Annotated in this window: 17 protein-coding genes; 4 read left to right on the top strand and 13 right to left on the bottom strand. The window is 67.5% G+C overall.

Going from position 1 to position 19,357, the window contains the following annotated elements; genetic code table 11:
• Window positions 1-6 precede the first annotated feature (6 nt).
• The 4 genes from LGM89_RS05685 to LGM89_RS05670 all read right to left on the bottom strand — a co-directional run bounded on the left by LGM89_RS05685 (window position 7) and on the right by LGM89_RS05670 (window position 3,190).
• Window positions 7-699, bottom strand: coding sequence for a C39 family peptidase (locus LGM89_RS05685; protein WP_226208164.1), 693 nt, complete (start codon window positions 697-699; stop codon window positions 7-9).
• A gap of 3 nt (window positions 700-702) precedes the next feature.
• Window positions 703-1,311 carry a hypothetical protein gene (locus tag LGM89_RS05680; protein ID WP_226208163.1) on the bottom strand — a complete coding sequence of 203 codons (609 nt, stop codon included), beginning with the start codon at window positions 1,309-1,311 and terminating at the stop codon, window positions 703-705.
• 111 nt (window positions 1,312-1,422) lie between these two features.
• A complete protein-coding gene (locus LGM89_RS05675; protein ID WP_179254927.1) occupies window positions 1,423-2,667 on the bottom strand; it encodes a hypothetical protein in 1,245 nt (414 codons plus the stop codon).
• Window positions 2,660-3,190, bottom strand: coding sequence for a hypothetical protein (locus LGM89_RS05670; RefSeq protein ID WP_226272537.1), 531 nt, complete (start codon window positions 3,188-3,190; stop codon window positions 2,660-2,662). The genes LGM89_RS05675 and LGM89_RS05670 overlap by 8 nt, the downstream gene beginning before the upstream one ends.
• Window positions 3,191-3,841: 651 nt before the next feature.
• Here LGM89_RS05670 and LGM89_RS05665 point away from each other — a divergent pair.
• Window positions 3,842-4,774: an MBL fold metallo-hydrolase gene (locus LGM89_RS05665; protein WP_226272536.1), complete on the top strand. Its 933-nt coding sequence runs from the start codon at window positions 3,842-3,844 to the stop codon at window positions 4,772-4,774.
• 146 nt (window positions 4,775-4,920) lie between these two features.
• On the opposite strand, the gene LGM89_RS05660 is transcribed toward LGM89_RS05665, so the two are convergent.
• The 3 genes from LGM89_RS05660 to LGM89_RS05650 all read right to left on the bottom strand — a co-directional run bounded on the left by LGM89_RS05660 (window position 4,921) and on the right by LGM89_RS05650 (window position 7,830).
• Entirely contained in the window at window positions 4,921-5,742 is an 822-nt protein-coding gene (locus LGM89_RS05660) for a quaternary amine ABC transporter ATP-binding protein (RefSeq protein WP_226272535.1), read from the bottom strand.
• A gap of 14 nt (window positions 5,743-5,756) precedes the next feature.
• Complete coding sequence (locus LGM89_RS05655) at window positions 5,757-6,722, bottom strand: ABC transporter permease (protein ID WP_089457454.1); 966 nt, start codon at window positions 6,720-6,722, stop codon at window positions 5,757-5,759.
• 70 nt (window positions 6,723-6,792) lie between these two features.
• Entirely contained in the window at window positions 6,793-7,830 is a 1,038-nt protein-coding gene (locus LGM89_RS05650) for an ABC transporter substrate-binding protein (RefSeq protein WP_089497872.1), read from the bottom strand.
• Window positions 7,831-8,402: 572 nt separating this feature from the next.
• Between LGM89_RS05650 and LGM89_RS05645 the strand changes: the two genes are divergently transcribed.
• From LGM89_RS05645 to LGM89_RS05635, 3 genes are all read left to right on the top strand, one after another.
• Window positions 8,403-9,554, top strand: coding sequence for a porin (locus LGM89_RS05645; RefSeq protein WP_226272534.1), 1,152 nt, complete (start codon window positions 8,403-8,405; stop codon window positions 9,552-9,554).
• A gap of 358 nt (window positions 9,555-9,912) precedes the next feature.
• Window positions 9,913-10,722 (top strand): OXA-1043 family class D beta-lactamase, encoded by an 810-nt coding sequence (blaOXA, locus tag LGM89_RS05640; protein WP_226272533.1) that lies wholly within the window; start codon window positions 9,913-9,915, stop codon window positions 10,720-10,722.
• Window positions 10,719-11,858 (top strand): acyltransferase family protein, encoded by a 1,140-nt coding sequence (locus tag LGM89_RS05635; protein WP_226272532.1) that lies wholly within the window; start codon window positions 10,719-10,721, stop codon window positions 11,856-11,858. Before blaOXA ends, LGM89_RS05635 begins: the two co-directional genes overlap by 4 nt.
• 122 nt (window positions 11,859-11,980) lie before the next feature.
• Here LGM89_RS05635 and LGM89_RS05630 read toward each other — a convergent pair whose 3' ends face one another.
• From LGM89_RS05630 to LGM89_RS05605, 6 genes are all read right to left on the bottom strand, one after another.
• On the bottom strand, window positions 11,981-12,724 hold the full coding sequence (locus LGM89_RS05630) for a hypothetical protein (protein WP_226272531.1): 744 nt from the start codon (window positions 12,722-12,724) through the stop codon (window positions 11,981-11,983).
• 33 nt (window positions 12,725-12,757) lie between these two features.
• Window positions 12,758-14,149 carry an alkaline phosphatase gene (locus tag LGM89_RS05625; RefSeq protein WP_166889152.1) on the bottom strand — a complete coding sequence of 464 codons (1,392 nt, stop codon included), beginning with the start codon at window positions 14,147-14,149 and terminating at the stop codon, window positions 12,758-12,760.
• 32 nt (window positions 14,150-14,181) lie between these two features.
• Window positions 14,182-15,618, bottom strand: a complete 1,437-nt coding sequence (locus LGM89_RS05620) for an alkaline phosphatase (protein ID WP_226272530.1) — start codon at window positions 15,616-15,618, stop codon at window positions 14,182-14,184.
• A gap of 155 nt (window positions 15,619-15,773) precedes the next feature.
• Window positions 15,774-16,364, bottom strand: coding sequence for a class I SAM-dependent methyltransferase (locus LGM89_RS05615; RefSeq protein ID WP_226272529.1), 591 nt, complete (start codon window positions 16,362-16,364; stop codon window positions 15,774-15,776).
• Window positions 16,365-16,872: 508 nt separating this feature from the next.
• A complete protein-coding gene (gene poxB, locus LGM89_RS05610) occupies window positions 16,873-18,594 on the bottom strand; it encodes a ubiquinone-dependent pyruvate dehydrogenase (RefSeq protein ID WP_226272528.1) in 1,722 nt (573 codons plus the stop codon).
• Between the two features lie 244 nt (window positions 18,595-18,838).
• Window positions 18,839-19,339, bottom strand: a complete 501-nt coding sequence (locus tag LGM89_RS05605; RefSeq protein WP_089497880.1) for an Lrp/AsnC family transcriptional regulator — start codon at window positions 19,337-19,339, stop codon at window positions 18,839-18,841.
• Between the last annotated feature and the right edge of the window lie 18 nt (window positions 19,340-19,357).

Below are 19,357 nucleotides of genomic sequence, written 5' to 3'. Positions count from 1 at the left end.
CGATCCTCAAAAGTCGCTCGGCCCGTGCTTCGGCATCACGACGTTGTACAGGCCGTCGCGGGCAATGCCGGTGTAGAGCGGCGCGCTCGGCGCAACGCGCCAGTCCCGCGGATCGTTGAACACCGCCCGCTCGGGCCGGTTGTGGATCACGAAAATCACATGGTCTTCCCACTTCTGCTCGAAACTCGCCAGCGACATCGGCCGCGTGCCGGTGGCCGGATCGCCGACGAGCACACGCCCGTCACGCAGCCCCTTCACGACCACGAAATGGTGATAGCCGTGTTCGGTGATCAACACGATCGCCGGCGTGTGCGTCTTCGCAAGCGTCTGCAACGGCAACTCGAAGCCGTCCGCGACGAAGCCGTGCGCGTCCAGAAAACGCCGGATGTCGAGCAGCGAGAAGCCCTGCTGGCGGATCTTCTCCTGATTGCCGTTCTCCCACATCTGGGCGAAGGCGGTCTGCTCGGTCATCGGATAGTCATACTGATAAGTCAGCAGCGTCGCGACAGCGGCCGACCCGCAACTGAAATCGAACTGCTGCTTGACGGTGCGCTTGAACCGCGCTTCCTTGAGACTCGTGACGTGCATCGCATAACCGGCGCCCGCCGGATCGACGATCGTCATCTCGTCCGCCGATGCAGCCGGGCCGGACAGCGCGTACGCGAGCGCCACGATGCGCGCGGCGGCAACCTGTCTCATCGCTCAATTCCCGAAGCGCACGTTGAGCACCGTCGCGTTCTGGATCAGCACGTTCGCGCCGGTATTCTGGATGACCGTCGGCAGGCCGCTCGCATTGGCGAACGAGCCGTCGGTGATCGCATTCGAGCCGGTCGACACCCGGTTCGCGACGTTGTCGGCCACCGTGCCGGTCAGATAGTTCTGGCCGATCAGCGCATCGCCGCCCCGATGCTCGTCGAGCTGGTCGGGCGTCATCGCGACGCCGAAGCTGGCCGCTGGCGCGGCCGCGGCGCCCGTCGCGGAGGGTGTCGCCGCCGCCGGGGGTGAGACGGTCGCGGCCGGATCAGCCTGATCCGTGCGTGCGGCGGATGGGGAAGGGGCAGCGCCCGGCGCAACGCCGGCGGCGGACTCCACCGCGACGGTTCGCGCCTCATCGGCCATGGCATGGGCCGTCAGGCCCGGCAGCAGCGCTGCGGGCAATATCACCTGCGAAAGTGCCGTTCGGATTCGCATGGCTGTCTCCTTGGTCCCTGCGCGAACCGGCACGAACCGGGCGCACGGGGAGCCGAATCCGCGTGACCGTCGATCGACGGAAATCGGCCCGGCCTGCGCCGACGAGAGCGAGACGGCCATTCGGCCATCCCGCCCTTGCCGGCGCGCCAGTCCCTTGGCGATGGAACGCGAGCCGCGGGCTCGCCAGCGCCCGCGTCGACGCATCCGGCTCGCCGGGACCAGCCGGCCGTTCTAACGTCCGACCGACAGGTTGGCCTGCACGGTCACGGCCTGCTGAACGAGCGACGCCATGCCGCTGTTCTGGTTGGCGACCATGATGCCCGCCGCGGTCTGGCCGACGCTCGCCATTGCGTTGGACATGTTGAATGTCCCCGCGTTGACCGTATTGGCTCCGCCTGCGCCGCCCGCGCCGCCGACCGCGCCGTTACCGACGCCGCCGTTGCCCGCGCCGCCTGCGCCGCCGGCTCCGCCCATCGCGCCCACCGCGCCGCTACCCGCGGTCGCGCTGCCGTTGCTGGCCGTCGTCGTCGCGCCGCCGTTCGCCGCGCCGCCGCCCGTGCCCGCGCCGCCGGCTCCGCCGTTGCCCGCCGCGGCCGTCGCCGCGCCGCCGGTGCCGCCCGCGGCCGCACCGCTGCCGCCGGTACCCGAGCCCGATCCGCCCGAAGCCGTCGACGTGCCTGCCGACCCTGCGCCGCCCGTGCCGCTACCCGAACCGCTGCCGGTGCCCGTGCCCGTACCGGTGCCGCTGCCGGCCGATGCCGACGCGCTTCCGCTGCCATGATTCTTGGCCCATGCGGAACCGGCATCGGCCGTGCCGGTGCCGCCGCCCCAGCCGGTGCCGGCGCCCGTGCCGGAGCCGCCTACGCCGACCGAAGCCGCGATGGCGCCGCCGCCCTTGCCGGAGCCATAGCCGCCGCTCGCCGTGGCCTTGCCGCCGGCCCCGCCGCTGGCGTCGGGCGAACCGCCGGTTCCGCCGCCACCGCCGTTGCCGGTGCCGGCCGTCGCGCTGCCGTTGCTGGCGTTGCCTGCCGTGGCGCTGCCGTTATGCGCGCTGCCGCCTTTCCCGCCGCCGCCGCCCGCACCGCCGCCGCCGCCGTTACCGCCCGCGCCGCCGTAGCCGTAGCCATTGCCGCCCTTGCCACCGCTTCCGCCGGCCGCGCTGCCCGAATTGGTCGCGTTGTTGCCAATGCCCCAGACCTGGACATTGCTCACGTACCCGTCGAGTTTGCTGATCGCGACGATCTTGGTGCTGTTGTAGGAATCCTGATAGACGCTCGCGCCAGGCGAGACTTCATTTGCATTGGACCCGGTGGTGCTGGTCTGGCTTGAGCTGACCGAATTGCTGAGCGTGTTCGATCCGTCATCCGCTTTCTGGCTGCACGTCGAACTGGCATTGCTGCTGCATGGATTCGCCATCGCGTAGCCGCTGCATCCCAGGGCGAGAAGCGCAGCGGACGCCAATAAAGTCTTACGCATGAAATCCTCCTGAAGTAACGAGGAACGGCTTGGCCGACCGCACCAATCCGGACGACAACACGCATCGGCGATGCCACGCCGCCAAGCGGCCCGAATACCAAGAGACCGTGGGATTTTCCATGCGAGATGGCCAGCCCCGCGCGACGCCGGCACGCCACTCATGTTTCAACGCTGAAACGTGCGGAGCGGCACGATACCGCGGCGTCCGCGATGCGCAGATGCCTTTCCCGTTTTCATTCAAGGGCTTGCCGATCAGGCCGGCGCGGGCACGGCAAATGCGCGATGTTTCATTTTTGAGATTGCCGTTGGGGCCGCATTCGGGTTTGCCTGTCGTGCCGGATATTCGATCTCGATCGCAAACCCTCGCCCCGGCAAGGACGCGCGCGAATTCATTCCGCCGAGGCGTTAAAAGCCCCGATAAAGCGCCATTCAGAAATGTTTCGAATGTGATAGGTCGCCTTTTTTCTTCGGCGCCCGTCAGCGGGTAGCGCCGGCACGCGCGGATCGGGTGATCGATTGGCATGAGGATTCCGGCCGGCGGACGCGAAGGAATGGCGATGCACGTCCCGCTGCGGTGCAGCGCACGGAACCCAACGGCCTGGGCGAACTGCGTCGCGTCGTCAGACGCAGTGGCATCGCCGCGATTACCGGACGCGACATCGAGCGCGCGCCGTACGATGCGCACCTGCCCGACACGCTGGCTCGCCTCATGACCGACGCCGGGCGTCGGCTGCCGTCCATCGCAACGGCGTACCGTCGCATCCGCTCGCTTGCGTGCTCGGCACGAAGTAGCGGCCGCGGGTCGGCAGGCCGCTTCACGTTTCACGGGGACGTCCCGGTCGCAAGCGCATGCGCGTCCGGCCGAATTACCTCATACACGGCGTGCAGCCACCACGCAACCGTCTGCGGAAATGAAGCGTCTCGGTCGATGAACGGCACGTCGACCCATCCGCCCGTCGCCTTGCCCATCGCTTCCCGCCCGTCGTCGATTGTTGCCGGTCGAACAACATGATGTGTGCGCTCGCGGTGCTTCCGCCTTTCATCCCCCTGACTACAATCCTTCTCACGCCCGGTTGAAAGGCGAGCGAAGCGAAACGCGCGAAATTCGTGGTCGTGCTCGTGAACCGCACCCTGCAGTGCGACTTACCCCACTCGATGAATAGGACTATTGATGATGAGCGAAACCACCCGCAATGTTCAGCCGGTTATCTCCGACCTCGGCAAGCCAGGTTCCGGCGAACTCGTGCCGTCCCGCTACGCCGTCCGCGTGGGTGACGTCGACGTCGTGCTGATCAGCGACGGCATTCTGCCGCTGCCGACCTCCACCATGTCCACCAACGTGAGCGAAGCGGACCGCAATGCCTGGTTCGACGGCCGTTTCCTGCAACGCGACATGTTCGACTGGGCGCTGAACATCGCGCTCGTGCGCAGCGGCGAACGCCTGATCCTGATCGACTCCGGCGTGGGCGACGGCTTCGAATACTTCACGCGCGCCGGGAAGTCGGTGATGCGTCTGGAATCGGCCGGCATCGATTTGTCCGCGCTCACCGATATCGTGATTACCCATATGCACATGGATCACGTCGGCGGGCTGAACGTCGACGGCGTCAAGGCCAGGCTGCGCCCGGACGTGCGCATTCACGTGTCGGCCGCGGAAGTGGCGTTCTGGAAAAATCCCGACTTCAGCAAGACGGTGATGCCCGAAACGGTGCCGCCGGCCCTGCGCAAGGCGGCCGAGAAGTTCGTGACGCTCTACGGCGAAAACATCGTCCAGTTCGACCAGACCGTGGAAGTCGCCGCAGGCGTGTCGGCGCGCGTGACGGGCGGGCACACGCCCGGGCACTGCGTCGTGGACATCGCATCGAACGGCGAGAAGCTGACGTTCGCGGGCGATGCGATCTTCGAAGTCAACTTCGATCATCCCGAGTGGCAAAACGGCTTCGAGCACGATCCTGAAACGGCTGCCGCCGTGCGTATCGCGCTGTTCAATGAAGCCGCCGAGAGCGGCGCGCTGCTGGCCGCCGCGCACGTCGCGTTTCCGTCCATCGGTCATATCGCCAGGAACGGCGACGGATTCCGGTTCGTGCCGGTTCTGTGGGACTACTGATCACGGATCGGCGCTCGACGATCAAGACGCAACCGCCGCGTGTCCACGAGACTCGCGGCGGTTTTTCGTGGACGATCACGTGTCGTCGCCGTGGCGCCGAAAAAAGGCACGCTGCCCGTCGCGGCGTGCCGTTCTTCATGCTCCCGTCAATTCACGCTCGTGCGCTTCTCCACGAACCGCCGGACATAATCATCCGCCGGCCGCGACAGGATATCGTCCGGCGTCCCGACCTGCACGAGCGTGCCGTCGCGCAAAATCGCGATCCGGTCGCCGATACGCAACGCTTCGTCCAGATCGTGCGTGATGAACACGATCGTCTTCGCGAGCGTCGCCTGCAGCTCGAGCAGCTGATCCTGCATCTCGGTACGAATCAGCGGATCGAGCGCGGAAAACGCCTCGTCCATCAGCAGCACGTCGGTATCGGCCGCCAGCGCGCGAGCGAGCCCGACACGCTGCCGCATCCCGCCCGACAGCTCGTCCGGGTAATGATCGCCATAGCCGTCGAGCCCGACCTTCGTCAGCCAGTTGCGCGCGGCCTCGGCCGCATCGTGCCGCTTCTCGCCACGCGTGCGCAGCGCATACGCGGCGTTGTCGAGCACGGTCTGGTGCGGCAGCAGCCCGAAGTTCTGGAACACCATGCTGACCTTGAAGCGGCGCAGCTCGCGCAGCCCGTGCGCGTCGAGCTTGATCACGTCGCGGCCGTCGATCACGATCTCGCCGGCCGTCGGCTCGATCAGCCGGTTGAAGTGCCGCACCAGCGTCGATTTCCCGGAACCCGACAACCCCATGATCACGAAGATCTCGCCCGACTCGATGCCGAGGCTCACGTCGTTGAGCCCGACGTTGCAGCCCGTTTCGGCCAGCACCTCGGCCTTGCGCTTGCCCGAGCGCAGCAGGTCGAGCACGCGCGCATGCGCGGCCTGCGGCCCGAACAGCTTGTACACGTGTTTGACGTCGATGGTCGCCATGTCTGTCTCCGTTCCTATGCCCGCGACGACTGCGTCGCCTGATTCGAATCGACGCCCGCCGACTGCGCCTTGCGCGGCAGCCGGTACGGCACGCGCGACGCGCCCTTCTGGCGGCGCTGCTGCGCGAGCCGCCGCCGGGCGCGGCGCTCCTGGCCGAAGCCCTGGCTGATCCGGTCGATCACGATCGCGAGAATCACGATCGCGAGGCCCGCCTGCGTGCCCTTGCCGACGTCGAGCGTCTGGATGCCCGCGAGCACGTCCTCGCCGAGCCCGCGCGAGCCGATCATCGACGCGATCACGACCATCGACAGCGCCATCATCGTCGTCTGGTTGATGCCGGCCATGATGCTCGGCCGTGCGAGCGGCAACTGCACGTTGACGAGCAGCTGCCAGCGCGTCGTACCGAATGCGCGCGCGGCTTCCGTCACGTCCGGATCGACCTGGCGGATGCCGAGATCGGTCAGGCGGATCAGCGGCGGCAGCGCATAGATGATCGTCGCGAGGATCGCGGGCACCTTGCCGAGGCCGAACAGCATCAGCACCGGGATCAGGTACACGAAGCTCGGCAGCGTCTGCATCACGTCGAGCACCGGCAGCAGCATCCGCCGCAGCCACGCGCTGCGCGACGCGAGGATGCCGACCGGCACGCCGATCGCGACCGACAGCACCGTCGCGACGAGCATCAGCGCGAGCGTCTGCATCAGCTTGTCCCACAGGCCGAAGCAGCCGATCGCGTAAAGCAGCAGCATGAAGAGCGCGCCGAGGCCGATGCGGCGCGTCGCATTCCACGCGATCGCGCCGACCACCAGCAGCACGAGCCACGGCGGCGCCACGCGCAGCGCGCCTTCGAGCGGCACGAGCAGGTAGCGCAGCACCAGCACGCTGAAGTGATGGAAGCCGTCGCCGTATTGCGCGACGAACGTCTCGAGCGCGCTGTTCACCCAGTCGGCGATCGACAGGTGCAGAAAGAAGCCGTTCATGTTGAGTCTCCGTCGCGCCGCGAAGGCGCGTGACGGCGGCGGCGGGCGCGGGCCCGCCGCCGCGCGCAGGTTACGCGCCCTTCAGGCTGCCGGCGATCTTCTGCGCGACGTCGGCCGGCACCCACTGCTTCCACATGTCCTGGCGGGTCTTCAGGAACTGCGTGGCCATCGCCGCGCCGTCGATCTTCTTCGTGGTCATCTCGAGGATCGTCTGGTTCAGGAAGTCCATCGGGAAACGCACCTTGCCGAACACGCCGACGAGATCGGGGTTCGCCTCGGCGAACGGCTTCGACACGCCGACCGTCAGCCGCGACACCATGTACGACGACGCGCACTGGTGCGTGCTGCTCTCGTCGCGCAACGTCTTCCAGCAGGCTTCGTTATAGGCCGGCATCTTCAGCGCGGTGAACTTGTATTTCGCCATCAGCGCGGCCGGGCCCCAGTAATAGAACACGATCGGCGCGCCGCGCTGGTACGCGGACGCGATCGCCGCGTCGAGCGCAGCACCCGTGCCCGGGTGGAAGTTCGTGTACGACTGGTCGAGTTTCAGCACGCGCAACAGGCGCGTGTTCACGCGCTCGCAGTCCCAGCCCGTCGGGCAGTTCAGGAAGCGGCCCTTGTCCGGCTCCTCCTCGTCGGCGAACACCTGCTTGTACTTCGGCAGATCGTCGACCGACACGAGCCCCGGCGCGACCGGCTTGATGTTGCGCGCCGGATCGCCCTTCACCACGTAGTCGGGCACGAACCAGCCTTCCGTCGTGCCGCCCGGCAGCGTGTCGCCGATCAGCTTCACGGCGCCCGACGACACGGCCTTCGCGGTGATCTCGCTGCGCCCCGTCCACTGCTCGGCCCAGATCTGCAGGTCGTTGCGCGCGAGCGCCGTTTCGGTGGCGGCCGTGCTGCCCGGCACGACGTCCGTCTTGCAGCCGTAGCCCTTCTCCATGATCTGCCGCAGCACTTCGGTCGCGAACGACCCGCTTTCCCACGTGATGCCCGCGAAATGGACCGTCTTGCCGTCGGTGCACGCGCCGCCGGCCGCATGGGCGGCAGGCGCGGACAGGATCGCCGCGGCGGCGAGAAGGACCGTTTTCAGTCGTCGAATCTGCATGGTGGGTCGTCTCCAAATCGAATCTGTTGTTTGTGCGTCGCGGCGTGCGCGGCGACCGGCGAAGCGTGAACGCATCCACGTCCGGTCAGCCTGCATGTTTCAGCCGCCAATTTGTTTAGGGAAACGAGTAATTCCGATCATTGCAATCGGCGGCGTCAATCGATCTTCCGGCACCCCTGCCAGGCCCGCCGGACGGGCCTCGCGGCCGATTTTCCGAGCCCGTACATGGCCCGGCGCGGGCTGCGTCGCTGCCACGTTCGGCCGTTGCGCGGCCGGCGTTGCAGCGCGGCACGCCACGCCCCGTTTCGACTGTCGAAACGGCCTGTCGCGCCCCCATTGGCGAACCCGATCCCATCCATCGAAATTACTCGCTTTCGGTTCCGTGCCGGCTTGGGAAGAATGCGCGGTGTCATCGGAGGAGACACGACCCGACGCTGCCGGTTGCCGCGCCGCCGCGCGTTGCGCGACCCGGCGCCGCGCGCGCTGCATCGGGTCGCCCCGGATGACGGGGCGCGCCACGCCGGGCGCGCTCACGACAACCGATACCAGCTGGATATCCCGGAGATCTCTCAATGAAAAAGACCCTGACGGCGCTCGCCGTAACGGCAACCTTCGCGGCCCCCGTGTTCGCGCAAAGCAGCGTCACGCTGTACGGCGTGATCGACGAAGGCCTGAACTACACGAACAACGTCGGCACCGGCCACGTCTACGAGATGGCGAGCGGCTACGCGCAGGGCAGCCGCTGGGGCCTGAAGGGCAGCGAGGATCTCGGCGGCGGCATGAAGGCGATCTTCCAGCTCGAGAACGGCTTCGACGTGAACACTGGCCGGCTCAACCAGGGCGGCCGCATGTTCGGCCGCCAGGCGTACGTCGGCCTGAGCCAGGCGCAGTACGGCACGCTGACGTTCGGCCGCCAGTACGACTCCGTCGTCGACTATCTCGCGCCGACCACGGCCAACGGCAACTGGGGCGGCTACCTGCTCGCGCACCCGTTCGACAACGACAACACCGACAACTCGTTCCGCCTCGACAACACGGTGAAGTACGCGAGCCCGAACTTCGGCGGCTTCCAGTTCGGCGGCGCATACAGCTTCAGCAACAGCACGAGCTTCTCGGACAACCGCGCGTACAGCTTCGGCGCACAGTACCAGAACAACGGCCTGCTGATCGGCGCCGCGTACCTGCAGGCGAACCATCCGGGCAACGGCTCGGCCGGCGCGATCACCGCGAACGACGCGAGCTACATCGCCGAGCGCATGCGCGTGTTCGGCGCGGGCATCAACTACACGTTCGGCCCGGCGACGGTCGGCTTCGCGTACACGAACTCGAACTACAAGAACCCGACCGGCAACGGCTACCTCGGCACGCCGGGCGCGATCATCGCCCCGGGCGCGACGGTCAGCGCGATCAAGTACCAGAACTTCGAGCTGAACGGTTCGTACCAGGTCACGCCGGCGTTCATGGTCGGCGCGCAGTACGTGCTGTCGCTCGAGAAGTACGACGCATCGACCGGCAATGCGAAGCCGAAGATCCATTCGGCCGGGCTGATGGCCGACTACAACCTGTCGAAGCGCACCGACGTGTACGTGCAGGCCGCGTACCAGCACATCGCCGGCGACAAGACGAACTCGATCCTCGACAACGCGTTCATCCCCGGTACCGACGCGCCGTCGTCGACGTCGAACCAGGTGGCCGTGCGCGTCGCGCTGCGCCACAAGTTCTGATGTAACCCGGTTCTCCGTTCTTCACGCGACACCCGCGCGGGTCTGCCCGAGGTGTCTTTGCCCGCCCGCAAGCGCCAGCCTGCCGGCGGGTTTTTTCATGGTTGCGCGGCATCGGTCGTATTGCCTTCAACACCATCGCGCTCCCGCTCATCGCCGTTGCGTGCCTCGGGATCTATTACGCCATTGCCGGATATTGATCGGCGGCGCATTGCCCCGTGACTGCACGACATCCCCGGATATCCGGGTTCGATCGTGTCATCCCGTGTCATGAACCGCCTGCCGTCCCGTCAACCATGACAGGTCGACAGCCGGCCATCCGTCGATACACTGTGCGCCACCCCACCCGAAGGAGTGTCACTTGAAGCACTGGCGCCGCGCGCTGTTCACCTTCGCCGCCGGCCTCCTGGCCGCCGCGACTTCCGATGCCCGCCCGATCTGCACCGTCGTCGCCGACGCCGCCACCGGCCAGATGCTCGTGCAGCAAGGCGACTGCGCGACCCGCGTGACGCCGGCGTCGACGTTCAAGGTCGCCATCAGCCTGATGGGCTTCGATGCGGGCGTGTTGAAAGACGCACACACTCCGACGCTCGACTTCCACGCCGGCTACCCCGACTGGGGCGGCGCACCGTGGCGCGCGCCGACCGACCCGGCGCGCTGGATGAAGCTGTCGATCTTCTGGTACTCGCAGCAGGTCACGCAGGCGCTCGGGCAGGCGCGCTTCCAGCAGTACACGACCGCCTTCGGCTACGGCAACGAAGACGCGACCAGTCCAGCGGGCGAACTGAACGGCGTGATGGGCGCATGGGTCAACGCGTCGCTGCGCATCTCGCCGCTCGAGCAGGTCGCCTTCATGCGCAAGATCGCGAACCGGACGCTCCCGGTCAGCGCACACGCGTACGACATGACCGAACGCATCACCCTGATCGACACGCAACCCGACGGCTGGATCGTGCATGGCAAGACGGGCACCGGGTCGCCGGGGCGCAAGTACGATGCGTCGCACGCGTACGGCTGGTTCGTCGGCTGGGCGGCCAAGGGGCCGCGCAAGGTCGCGTTCGCGTACCTGATCCAGGACGACGAGCGGCAGACGCCAAACGCCGGCCTGCGCGCACGCGATACGTTCCTGGCAACATTGCCGGCCCTCGCCGAACCGGGCAGGCAGCAATGAGCACCGGCCCGCGCAACGCGCGGATCGACCTGCTGCGCGGCGTGTCGATCGTGCTCGTCCTGCTGCACCACTTCAACATCCCCTACTCGCTGCGCGACACGTCGCTGGCACGCGTATTCGGTTGGGATGCCGTGCATGCGATCGCGCGCAACGGCAACTACGGCGTGACGATGTTCTTCGTGATCTCCGGCTATCTGATCACGTCGAATGCGCGCCGCCGCTGGGGTAGCCTCGGCGCGGTCGACGTGCGTGCGTTCTACGTGTCGCGTCTCGCGCGCATCGTCCCGTGCCTGCTCCTGCTGCTCGCGCTCGTCAACGGTCTCGCAGCGGCCGGCGTGCCGATCTTCCAGAATCATGCGCCGGAGGGCATCGCCGTGTCGTTCTGGCTCGTGAACCTCGCGTCGCTGACGTTCTGGATGAACGTGCTGATCGGCGCATACGGGTGGGTCAACTACGCGCTCGGTGTGCTGTGGTCGCTGTCGGTCGAAGAGGTGTTCTATCTGTCGTTCCCGCTGCTGTGCATCGCGCTGCGCCGCGATGCACGGCTGGTCGCGTTCTGGGTGGTCATCGCCGCGATCGGACCCGTGTACCGCTTCACGCATGCCGGCGACGAAGGCGGGTTCCTCTATGCGTACTTCGCGTCGTTCGACGGGATCGCGATCGGCTGCTGCACCGCGTTGCTGGCCGAACGCGTGAACGGGCAGCGGCTGGCCGCGCCGTTCGTGCAATGGCCCGTCGCGGCGGCGATGGCCGCGCTCTATCTCGCCTGGCCGATTGCGGAAAGCCATGTCGCCGGCGTCACCGCGATGGCGCTCGGCACGGCCGTGCTGCTGATCGGTGCGCACGTCAGCGGCGAGCGCGTGCACGGCCGCCTGCTCGCGCCGCTGGGCCGCGCCGGCAAGCTGAGCTACGAGCTGTACCTGTTCCACCTGATCGTGCTCGGCGGGCTGCGCACCGTCTGGCCGCCGTCGGCCACGCACGGCGACACGAAGCTGCTGTTGCTGATTGCGTATCTGGTGTTGTCGGCGGCACTGAGCGCGGCGATCGCGCGCGGCTATGCGACACCGCTCGACCGTTTCATCAAGCGCGTCGCGTCGCGGCCTTCAACGCGCGTGCCGGACGGTGCGCGCTTCTAGCGTGTCATCGGCAATGGCTGCCGGCCAGCCGCAAAAAAAATCGGCCAGGGCCCGGCCGCATCGCTTGACGATACCGGCTGGCCTGACCGCAAGCCCCGCGTACAGATGGTCGAATTCGCCGATCAGTCGAGATAATCCGCGTATTCCTTGCGCGTATAGCTGGCGAGCGTTTGCCACGGCAACGTCTCGCGCCGCGCGGCCGGCGCCGGTGTCAGCGTCAGCTTGCGCACCACGCGCCCGTCGGCGCTCCGGTATTCGACCGACAGCGGCGCCTGCAGCGTCTCGCTCCACAGGATCCGGTTCACGCCGCGCGCGCCGGGCGTGTCGACCGCCTGCTCGTACCAGCGGGTGCCGGGTACGTCGCCGCGCTTCACCGCCGCGAGCCGCTTCAACTGCGACGGCGGCGTGACGTAGTACGCGTTGTCCCACGAGCCGTCGAAGCCCGTGGTTTCGTACTCGGCCGGCGGCACGCTGACGACCGTCCGGTGCGCCGCGTCCACGTACTCGATGCGCGCCGTCTTGCCGTCGTACGTCACATGCCGCGCGGCTGCCTGGAAGTTGAAATGCTTGTGGCCCGCGCGGCCCGCGTGGGCGGCGGCCGGCTGCACGCCGGTGCGACCGCCCGCGTCGTGATCATGGTCGTGATCGTCGCCATGACCGCCGGCCGCCGCGACGGGCAGCACGCGTTCGACCCACACATGCCCGTCGCGCCGCACCATCCGTTCGCGATACATCGTCGTGCGCGTCACGCCATCGGCCGTCACCGTGCGGCTCTCGTGCAGCAGCACGGCGTCGAGATCGGCCGCTGCAAGGGCCGGCAGCGCAACCCACCCGCAAGCGAGCGCGCAGAGAAGCTGACGTTTCATCGGGCGTTCCCGTTCCTCATGAAGTCAACGGATTCAGAAGCCGAACGCCGAGCGCACGAGACCGAACACCTTCGTGTTGTCGATCGTGCCCTTGAACGCCTTCGCGTCCGCGCCGTCGGCGAACAGCATCACGTCGCCGCCGCCGTGCGTCTCCGAGCCCGCGCTGCCCATCCGCACGCCGACTTCCTGCAGATACGCTTCGTTCGTCGCGGTGGCCGAATCGACCGACGCGCGCACGTTCGGCCGGTTCGCGCCGTTGCCGAACACCAGCGTCGTGTAGGTGTTGCCGTCGGCGTCCTTGCTCGGCTGGCCGTCGCGATAGTTGCGGCTGATGTCGAGAATCGGGTTGCCGCGCTTCGAATAGCCGTTGATCGTCATCGTGTGGTCGTGGTCGGCCGTCACGACGATCAGCGTGTTCGACAGGTCGACCTTCGACAGCGCGACGCGGATCGCTTCGTCGAACGCCGCCGTGTCCTCCAGCGCGCGCTTCGCGTTGGTGCCGTGCAGCGCGTGATCGATACGGCCGCCCTCGACCATCAGGAAATAGCCGTTCGAATTCTTCGACAGCACGTCGATCGCCTTCGACGTCATCTCGGCGAGGCTCGGCTGCGTCGGCCCTTCGCCCTTGCCCGCGACACGGTCGAGTTCGTACTCGAGATGGCTCGTCGAACTGAAGAGACCGACCAGCTTGCCGTTGCCGGCCTGCGCGAGCTGATCGCGGGTCGCGACGACCGTGTAGCCCTTCGCCTTCATCTCGTTGAGCAGGTTGCGCCCGTCCGCGCGGCCGCGCTTGTTCGCCACCGGATCGAACGGCGTCCAGTGGTTGCGGCCGCCGCCCATCAGCACGTCGACGCCGTCGCCGAGCGCCGCGTTGTAGCCCGCGCCGCCCGGCGCCGCCTGCGCGGCGATGTCGTACTGCGCATCGCGATGGCAAATGTGCGAATAGGTCGCGGCGGGCGTCGCGTGCGTGAGTTCGGTCGTCGTGATCGCACCCACCGCCTTGCCGCGCGCCTTCGCGAGCTCCAGCAGCGTCGCGACCGGCTGGCCGTTGCCCGGCGCGCAGTTGTTGACCGTCTTGTTGCCGTTGGCGTCGCTGCCCGGCGCGACCGCGCGCGTGTCCGACGACATCGACAGCACTTCGTTGTTCATCTTCACGCCGGTCATGTATGCGGCCATCGACGGTGCGCTGTCGGTCGTCTGCGCGTCGTTCGAGAAGGTCTTGACGCGCGCGGTGCGGGCCAGCTTCTCCATCGTCAGTTGTCCCGACTCACCGACCTTGTAGATCCGGCTCGCCGTCACGGTCGTCGGCCCCATGCCGTCGCCGAGAAAGAAAATCACGTTCTTCGCCTGGCCGGCGGCCTGCGCCGCGCCGCACGCGAAACCCGCGACGGCCAGCGCCGCCGCGATGCACTTGATGGTCGACATCCTGTATTCCCCTGTACCCGTATGGTCGGCGCTCACAGCTGCACCGCGTTGCGCACCAGCTCGAACACCTTGTTGTTCTCGATCACGCCGTGGAACGCATCCGCGCCGCGGCCGATCGCACCGAGGAACACATCGGTGCCGCCGTGCGTCTCGTTGCCCTTGTCCATGCGCACGACCGCCTCCTGGCGATAGTCGTCGGCGCCCGTCACCGCGTCGGTGAGCGTGGTGCCCGCTCGGCTGCCCTGCACGCGGTTCTCGCCGTTGCCGAAGCCGATGATCGTGTACGGCGCGCCGTCCGCATCCTTCGCGACCGCGCCGGTCTGGTAGCTGCGCAGCACGCCGAGCACGCCGGGCTTGCCCGCCTCGGTCTTGCCGGTGCGCGCCGCATAGCCGTTCAGCACCAGCGTGTGGTCGTGGTCGGCCGTGACGACGATCAGCGTGTTCTTCAGGTCGGGATCGGTCTTGCGCACCTTGTCGATCGTGGCCTTGATCGCGTTGTCGAACGCGACCGTATCCTGCAGCGCGCGCTTCGCATTGGTGTCGTGCAGCGCGTGGTCGATCCGGCCGCCTTCGACCATCAGGAAATAGCCGTTCGGGTTCTTCTGCAGCACGTCGAGCGCGCGCGTCGCCATGTCGGCGAGGCTCGGCTCCTTCGTCGCGCCGCGATCGAGGTCGTAGCTCAGGTGGCTCGACGCGAACAGGCCGACCAGCTTGCCGCCCTTCGTCGCATCCGCGGCCAGCAGGTCGTCGCGGTTTTGCGCGACCGCATAGCCCTTCGCCTTCAGCTCGTTGACCAGGTTGCGCCCGTCGGTACGCTTGCCGCCGCCGTCCTTCGGCACGAAGAATTGCGTGCCGCCGCCGAGCACGACGTCGACGCCGTCGCCCAGCGCGCCGTTGTAGCCCGCGCCGCCCGGCACGAGCTGCGCGGCGATGTCGTTCTCGGCGTCGCGATGGCACACGTGCGCATACGTTGCCGCCGGCGTGGCATGCGTGACGCGCGTGGTCGTCACGACACCGGTGGCCAGCCCCTGCGCCTTCGCGATCTCGAGCAGCGTCGTCGCCGATTTGCCGTTGTTCGCACCGCAGTTGCCGGTGAGGCTCGCGGTCGGCTCGATCGCCTTCGTGTCGGGCGACATCGAGATCACTTCGTTGTTGGTCTTGACGCCGGTCATGTACGCCGACATCGACGGCGCGCTGTCCGTCACCTGCGCATCGTTGGAATAGGTCTTCACGAACGCGGTTTCGGGCAGCGTATCGATCGTGAGCGCGCCGTCTTCACCGACCGCGTAGATGCGTGCGGCCGTCAACGTCGTGATCCCCATGCCGTCGCCGAGGAAGAAGATCACGTTGCGCGCCGCCGCCTGCACGGGCGCGGGCGACGTGCTGCTGGTCGGGCCGTCGTCGCTGCCGCATCCGGCCAGTGCAAAGGCGCCCGCGCACAGCAGCGCCGCCAGTTTGATTCGATTCATGTTGCCAGCTCCCCCCGCCATTGATGCTTTCGAAATGAAAGGCGATGGTAGGAACCTGATGTGACGGCAATATGAATGGAAATTGGAAGGGTCAGAAGGATTTATGAAAGGCTAGAGCGAGGCGCCACGATCGAGCGCCCCCTTGGGAGGCGACGTCATTCCGCGTGTTCGGCGGTGAGGCTGCGCACGGTCACGATGCGCGCAGGCGGTATGTTTGCCCACACGATCCGGCTACCGCAGGCAACGAATGCCGAATCGCCGAGCGGATGACGGCCGGGCGGCCGCAGGTCGTACGTGAACTGGATCATCACGCCGTCGGCGGACAGCACGCGATGGCACTGGTCGATGATGGCCGTCACGTCCTGACGCGGCAGCGTGCGCAGCGGCAGGCACGACACGATCGCGTCGACGCGTGCATCGGGCGGCAGCAGCCGCTCGAGCTGCCGCGCGTCGCCCGACACGATCGTGATGCCTGGAAAGCGTCGCCGCAGATGCTGGACGAACGCCGGCGAACGTTCGACCACGACGAGCCGCCGCGGCGCGACACCGCGTTCGAGCAACGCCGCGGTGATCGCGCCGGTGCCGCCGCCGAGCTCGACGACCAGCCCGTCGCCGTCCGGCACCGCGTCGGCCATTTCGCGCGCCAGCTGCCGCGAACTCGGGCACAACGCGCCCACCGCGGCCGGACGGCCGACCCACTCGCGCACGAACAGTGCCGAGACACGCCACGCGTTCGGCCACATCATCGGCGGGCCTCCGGCGCTTGCGCGGCCAGCGGCGGCGTGCCGATGACCGCGCGGAACGGGGCTACGGCGACACGGGTTGGGTTCATGCGCATCCTCCTCCTAAGCGAATCGGTCCGTCGCTGTACACGCGACGTGTCAATCGATTCTAGGAAACGCAAACTTAAGCTGACGTGAAGATTGACCCTGATTTGCCTGATCAATTCGTGCCGGATCAGCTGGCGCGCCCGGTCAGCGGTCCATGCGCTGCTGGAAGTGCGCCGGATAGCGCTCGCCGACGATCCCGATTTGCTGCAGTGCGGTCTCGATCGCGGCGAGGTCGTCGGCGGTCGACATGCCCACTCGTTCAACGCGTCGAGCGCGTCAGGACGTCCGCGAACGGCAAGCCTTCGTCGTCCTCGTCGCGCCGCGAAACTTCGGCGAAGCCGAGCCGCGTGTGACGAACGCCCCCGCACGCTCATCGATGCGTTACGCCGCGCGCGCTGCCTGCAGCATCGCGCGCGGCACCGCATTACCGCAGGTTGGTTCTCGCCAGCTCGACGATCTCGTCGCCGCGCCCACTGAGGATCGCGCGCAGCATGAACAGGCTGAAGCCCTTCGCATGCGCGAGTTCGATCTTCGGCGGCATCGCGAGCTCGTACTTCGACGTGACGACGTCGACGACCGCCGGCCCATCATGCGCGAACGCCATGCGCAGCGCTTCCTCGACGTTCTCCGAATGCTCGACGCGCACGCTGAAGATGCCCGCGCCCTTCGCGATCGCCGCGAAGTCGGTCGGGCTCAGGTCGACGTTCGTGTCGAGATAGCCGGCCGCCTTCAGCTCCATCGACACGAAGCCGAGCAGGCTGTTGTTGTACACGACGATCTTGATCGGCAGCTTGAGCTGTCGCGCGGTCAGCAGATCGCCGAGCAGCATCGACAGCCCGCCGTCGCCGGAGAGCGACACCACCTGCCGCCCCGGATGCGCGCCCTGCGCGCCGAGCGCCTGCGGCATCGCGTTCGCCATCGAGCCGTGATTGAACGAGCCGTGCAGTTGCCGCTTGCCGTTCATCGTCAGGTAGCGCGCGGCCCACAGCGTCGGCGTGCCGACGTCGGCCGTGAAGATCGCGTCTTCCGCCGCGACTTCGTCGACGATCTTCGTCAGATATTGCGGATGGATCGCGCGGCCCGGCGGCTCGGCCACCGCGAGATCGTCGAGGCCCTTGCGCGCCGCCGCGTAGTGCTTCAGCGCGTTCTCGAGAAAACGCCGCTGCGTCTTGCGCGTGAGGCGCGGCAGCAGCGCCGCGATCGTTTCCTTCACGGTGCCGACGAGGCCGAGCGCGAGCGGCGCGCGATGGCCGAGCTGCGAACCTTTCCAGTCGATCTGCGCGACCTTCGCGTTCGACGGATAGAACGGCCGGTACGGGAAATCCGTGCCGAGCATCAGCAGCGTGTCGCACGATTCCATCGCGTGATAGCCCGAGCTGAAGCCGATCAGCCCGGTCATCCCGACGTCGAACGGGTTGTCCCATTCGACGAACTGCTTGCCGCGCAGCGCATGCACGACCGGCGCCCCGAGCGTGTCGGCCAGCGCGACCACCTCGTCATGCGCGCCTTGCGTGCCGCTGCCGCACAGCAGCGTGACCGCGTCGGACGCGTTGAGCAGCGCCGCGAGCCGGTCGAGATCGGCATCGGCCGGCAGGATCGACGGCGGTGACGATTCGCTCCACGCCGGCGCCTCTTCCGGGCCGTCGCCCAGCGCGATGTCGCCCGGCAGCACGACCACCGCGACGCCCCGCTCGTCGATCGCGGTACGCATCGCGCGGGCGAGCACGCGTGGGAACTGCGACGCGTTCGTCACGAGCTCCGCGAAATGGCTGCATTCGCGGAACAGCTCCTGCGGATGGGTTTCCTGGAAGTAGCCGAGCCCGATCTCGGTCGACGGAATGTGCGCGGCGATCGCAAGCACCGGCTGGTGATTGCGGTGGCAGTCGTAGAGCCCGTTGATCAGGTGCAGGTTGCCGGGGCCACAACTGCCCGCGCACACCGCGAGCCGCCCGGTCGACGCGGCATCCGCGCCGGCCGCGAACGCGGCGCTTTCCTCGTGCCGCGTATGCATCCAGCGGATCGAGCCGATCTGGCTCAGGCTGAACGACAGGCCGTTCAGGCTGTCGCCCGTCACGCCCCAGATGCGCTCGACGCCCGCTGCCGCCAGCGTCTTCGCCAGATATTCCGCCATCGTCTGTTTGGCCATGCTGTCCTCGCTCGTTGATGGGTCGTCACACGAATGAATCGGCTCAGGTGGCCGCCTTCGCCACCGAACGCGACGAGCATACGCGATCGCTTCGCGCGGCGTCGTGAAGGTGCAATGCGCTTGCGCGCGTTTCGTTCGGTCCCTTTCGGCGGTGTCGGGCGACTGTCGCCGGTTCGTCGGCAAATGGACGGGTTGACGGGGATACCAGGCGCCAGTCCGGCGCGCACTCGTCGAACACGCGTACTTACAACGGCAGCGCATGCGTCGACAGAATCTCCTTGAGCACCATGAACGAGCGCACCTGCCGCACGCCCGGCAGATACAGCAGTTGTTCGGCGTGCAGCCGGTTGAAGCTGTCGTTGTCGCGCGTGCGCACCAGCATGAAGTAGTCGAATTCGCCGGTCACGACGTGGCACTCGACGCACCCCGACACTTTCTGCGCGGCCTTCTCGAACGCGGCGAACGCTTCGGGCGTCGAGCGATCGAGCACGAAGCCGATCACGACCAGCATCCCTGCACCGAGCGGCTTCGGGTCGAGCAACGCGACGATGCCGCGGATCAGCCCCATTTCCTTCAACCGCTCGACGCGCCGCAGGCACGCCGGCGCGCTCAGCTTCACCTTCGCCGCGAGGCTCACGTTGGAGATCGACGCGTCCTGCTGCAGTTGCCGCAGGATCGCGCGGTCGATGCGATCGAGCGCCGGTGCGGCGTCGGCGGGCGATGCGCCGCCTCGATCTAATTTCATTGCGTCATCCTCCTTTTC

Origin of the sequence: Burkholderia sp. AU31624 (assembly GCF_020420065.1) — a bacterium.
In the GTDB taxonomy this organism is placed as follows: Bacteria; Pseudomonadota; Gammaproteobacteria; order Burkholderiales; family Burkholderiaceae; genus Burkholderia.
The sequence above is the reverse complement of the archived record's forward strand: the minus strand, read 5'-3'. Positions and strand labels throughout refer to the sequence as shown.

Excerpts from the sequence above, each read along its gene's own strand:
- poxB (WP_226272528.1), bottom strand. The coding sequence starts at position 18,594 with ATGGCCAAACAGACGATGGCGGAATATCTGGCGAAGACGCTGGCGGCA.
- LGM89_RS05645 (WP_226272534.1), top strand. The coding sequence starts at position 8,403 with ATGAAAAAGACCCTGACGGCGCTCGCCGTAACGGCAACCTTCGCGGCC.
- LGM89_RS05660 (WP_226272535.1), bottom strand. The coding sequence starts at position 5,742 with ATGGCGACCATCGACGTCAAACACGTGTACAAGCTGTTCGGGCCGCAG.
- LGM89_RS05605 (WP_089497880.1), bottom strand. The coding sequence starts at position 19,339 with ATGAAATTAGATCGAGGCGGCGCATCGCCCGCCGACGCCGCACCGGCG.
- LGM89_RS05665 (WP_226272536.1), top strand. The coding sequence starts at position 3,842 with ATGAGCGAAACCACCCGCAATGTTCAGCCGGTTATCTCCGACCTCGGC.
- LGM89_RS05655 (WP_089457454.1), bottom strand. The coding sequence starts at position 6,722 with ATGAACGGCTTCTTTCTGCACCTGTCGATCGCCGACTGGGTGAACAGC.
- LGM89_RS05680 (WP_226208163.1), bottom strand. The coding sequence starts at position 1,311 with ATGGCCGTCTCGCTCTCGTCGGCGCAGGCCGGGCCGATTTCCGTCGAT.
- LGM89_RS05670 (WP_226272537.1), bottom strand. The coding sequence starts at position 3,190 with ATGCCAATCGATCACCCGATCCGCGCGTGCCGGCGCTACCCGCTGACG.
- LGM89_RS05615 (WP_226272529.1), bottom strand. The coding sequence starts at position 16,364 with ATGATGTGGCCGAACGCGTGGCGTGTCTCGGCACTGTTCGTGCGCGAG.
- LGM89_RS05685 (WP_226208164.1), bottom strand. The coding sequence starts at position 699 with ATGAGACAGGTTGCCGCCGCGCGCATCGTGGCGCTCGCGTACGCGCTG.
- LGM89_RS05650 (WP_089497872.1), bottom strand. The coding sequence starts at position 7,830 with ATGCAGATTCGACGACTGAAAACGGTCCTTCTCGCCGCCGCGGCGATC.
- LGM89_RS05635 (WP_226272532.1), top strand. The coding sequence starts at position 10,719 with ATGAGCACCGGCCCGCGCAACGCGCGGATCGACCTGCTGCGCGGCGTG.
- LGM89_RS05620 (WP_226272530.1), bottom strand. The coding sequence starts at position 15,618 with ATGAATCGAATCAAACTGGCGGCGCTGCTGTGCGCGGGCGCCTTTGCA.
- LGM89_RS05625 (WP_166889152.1), bottom strand. The coding sequence starts at position 14,149 with ATGTCGACCATCAAGTGCATCGCGGCGGCGCTGGCCGTCGCGGGTTTC.
- LGM89_RS05630 (WP_226272531.1), bottom strand. The coding sequence starts at position 12,724 with ATGAAACGTCAGCTTCTCTGCGCGCTCGCTTGCGGGTGGGTTGCGCTG.
- LGM89_RS05675 (WP_179254927.1), bottom strand. The coding sequence starts at position 2,667 with ATGCGTAAGACTTTATTGGCGTCCGCTGCGCTTCTCGCCCTGGGATGC.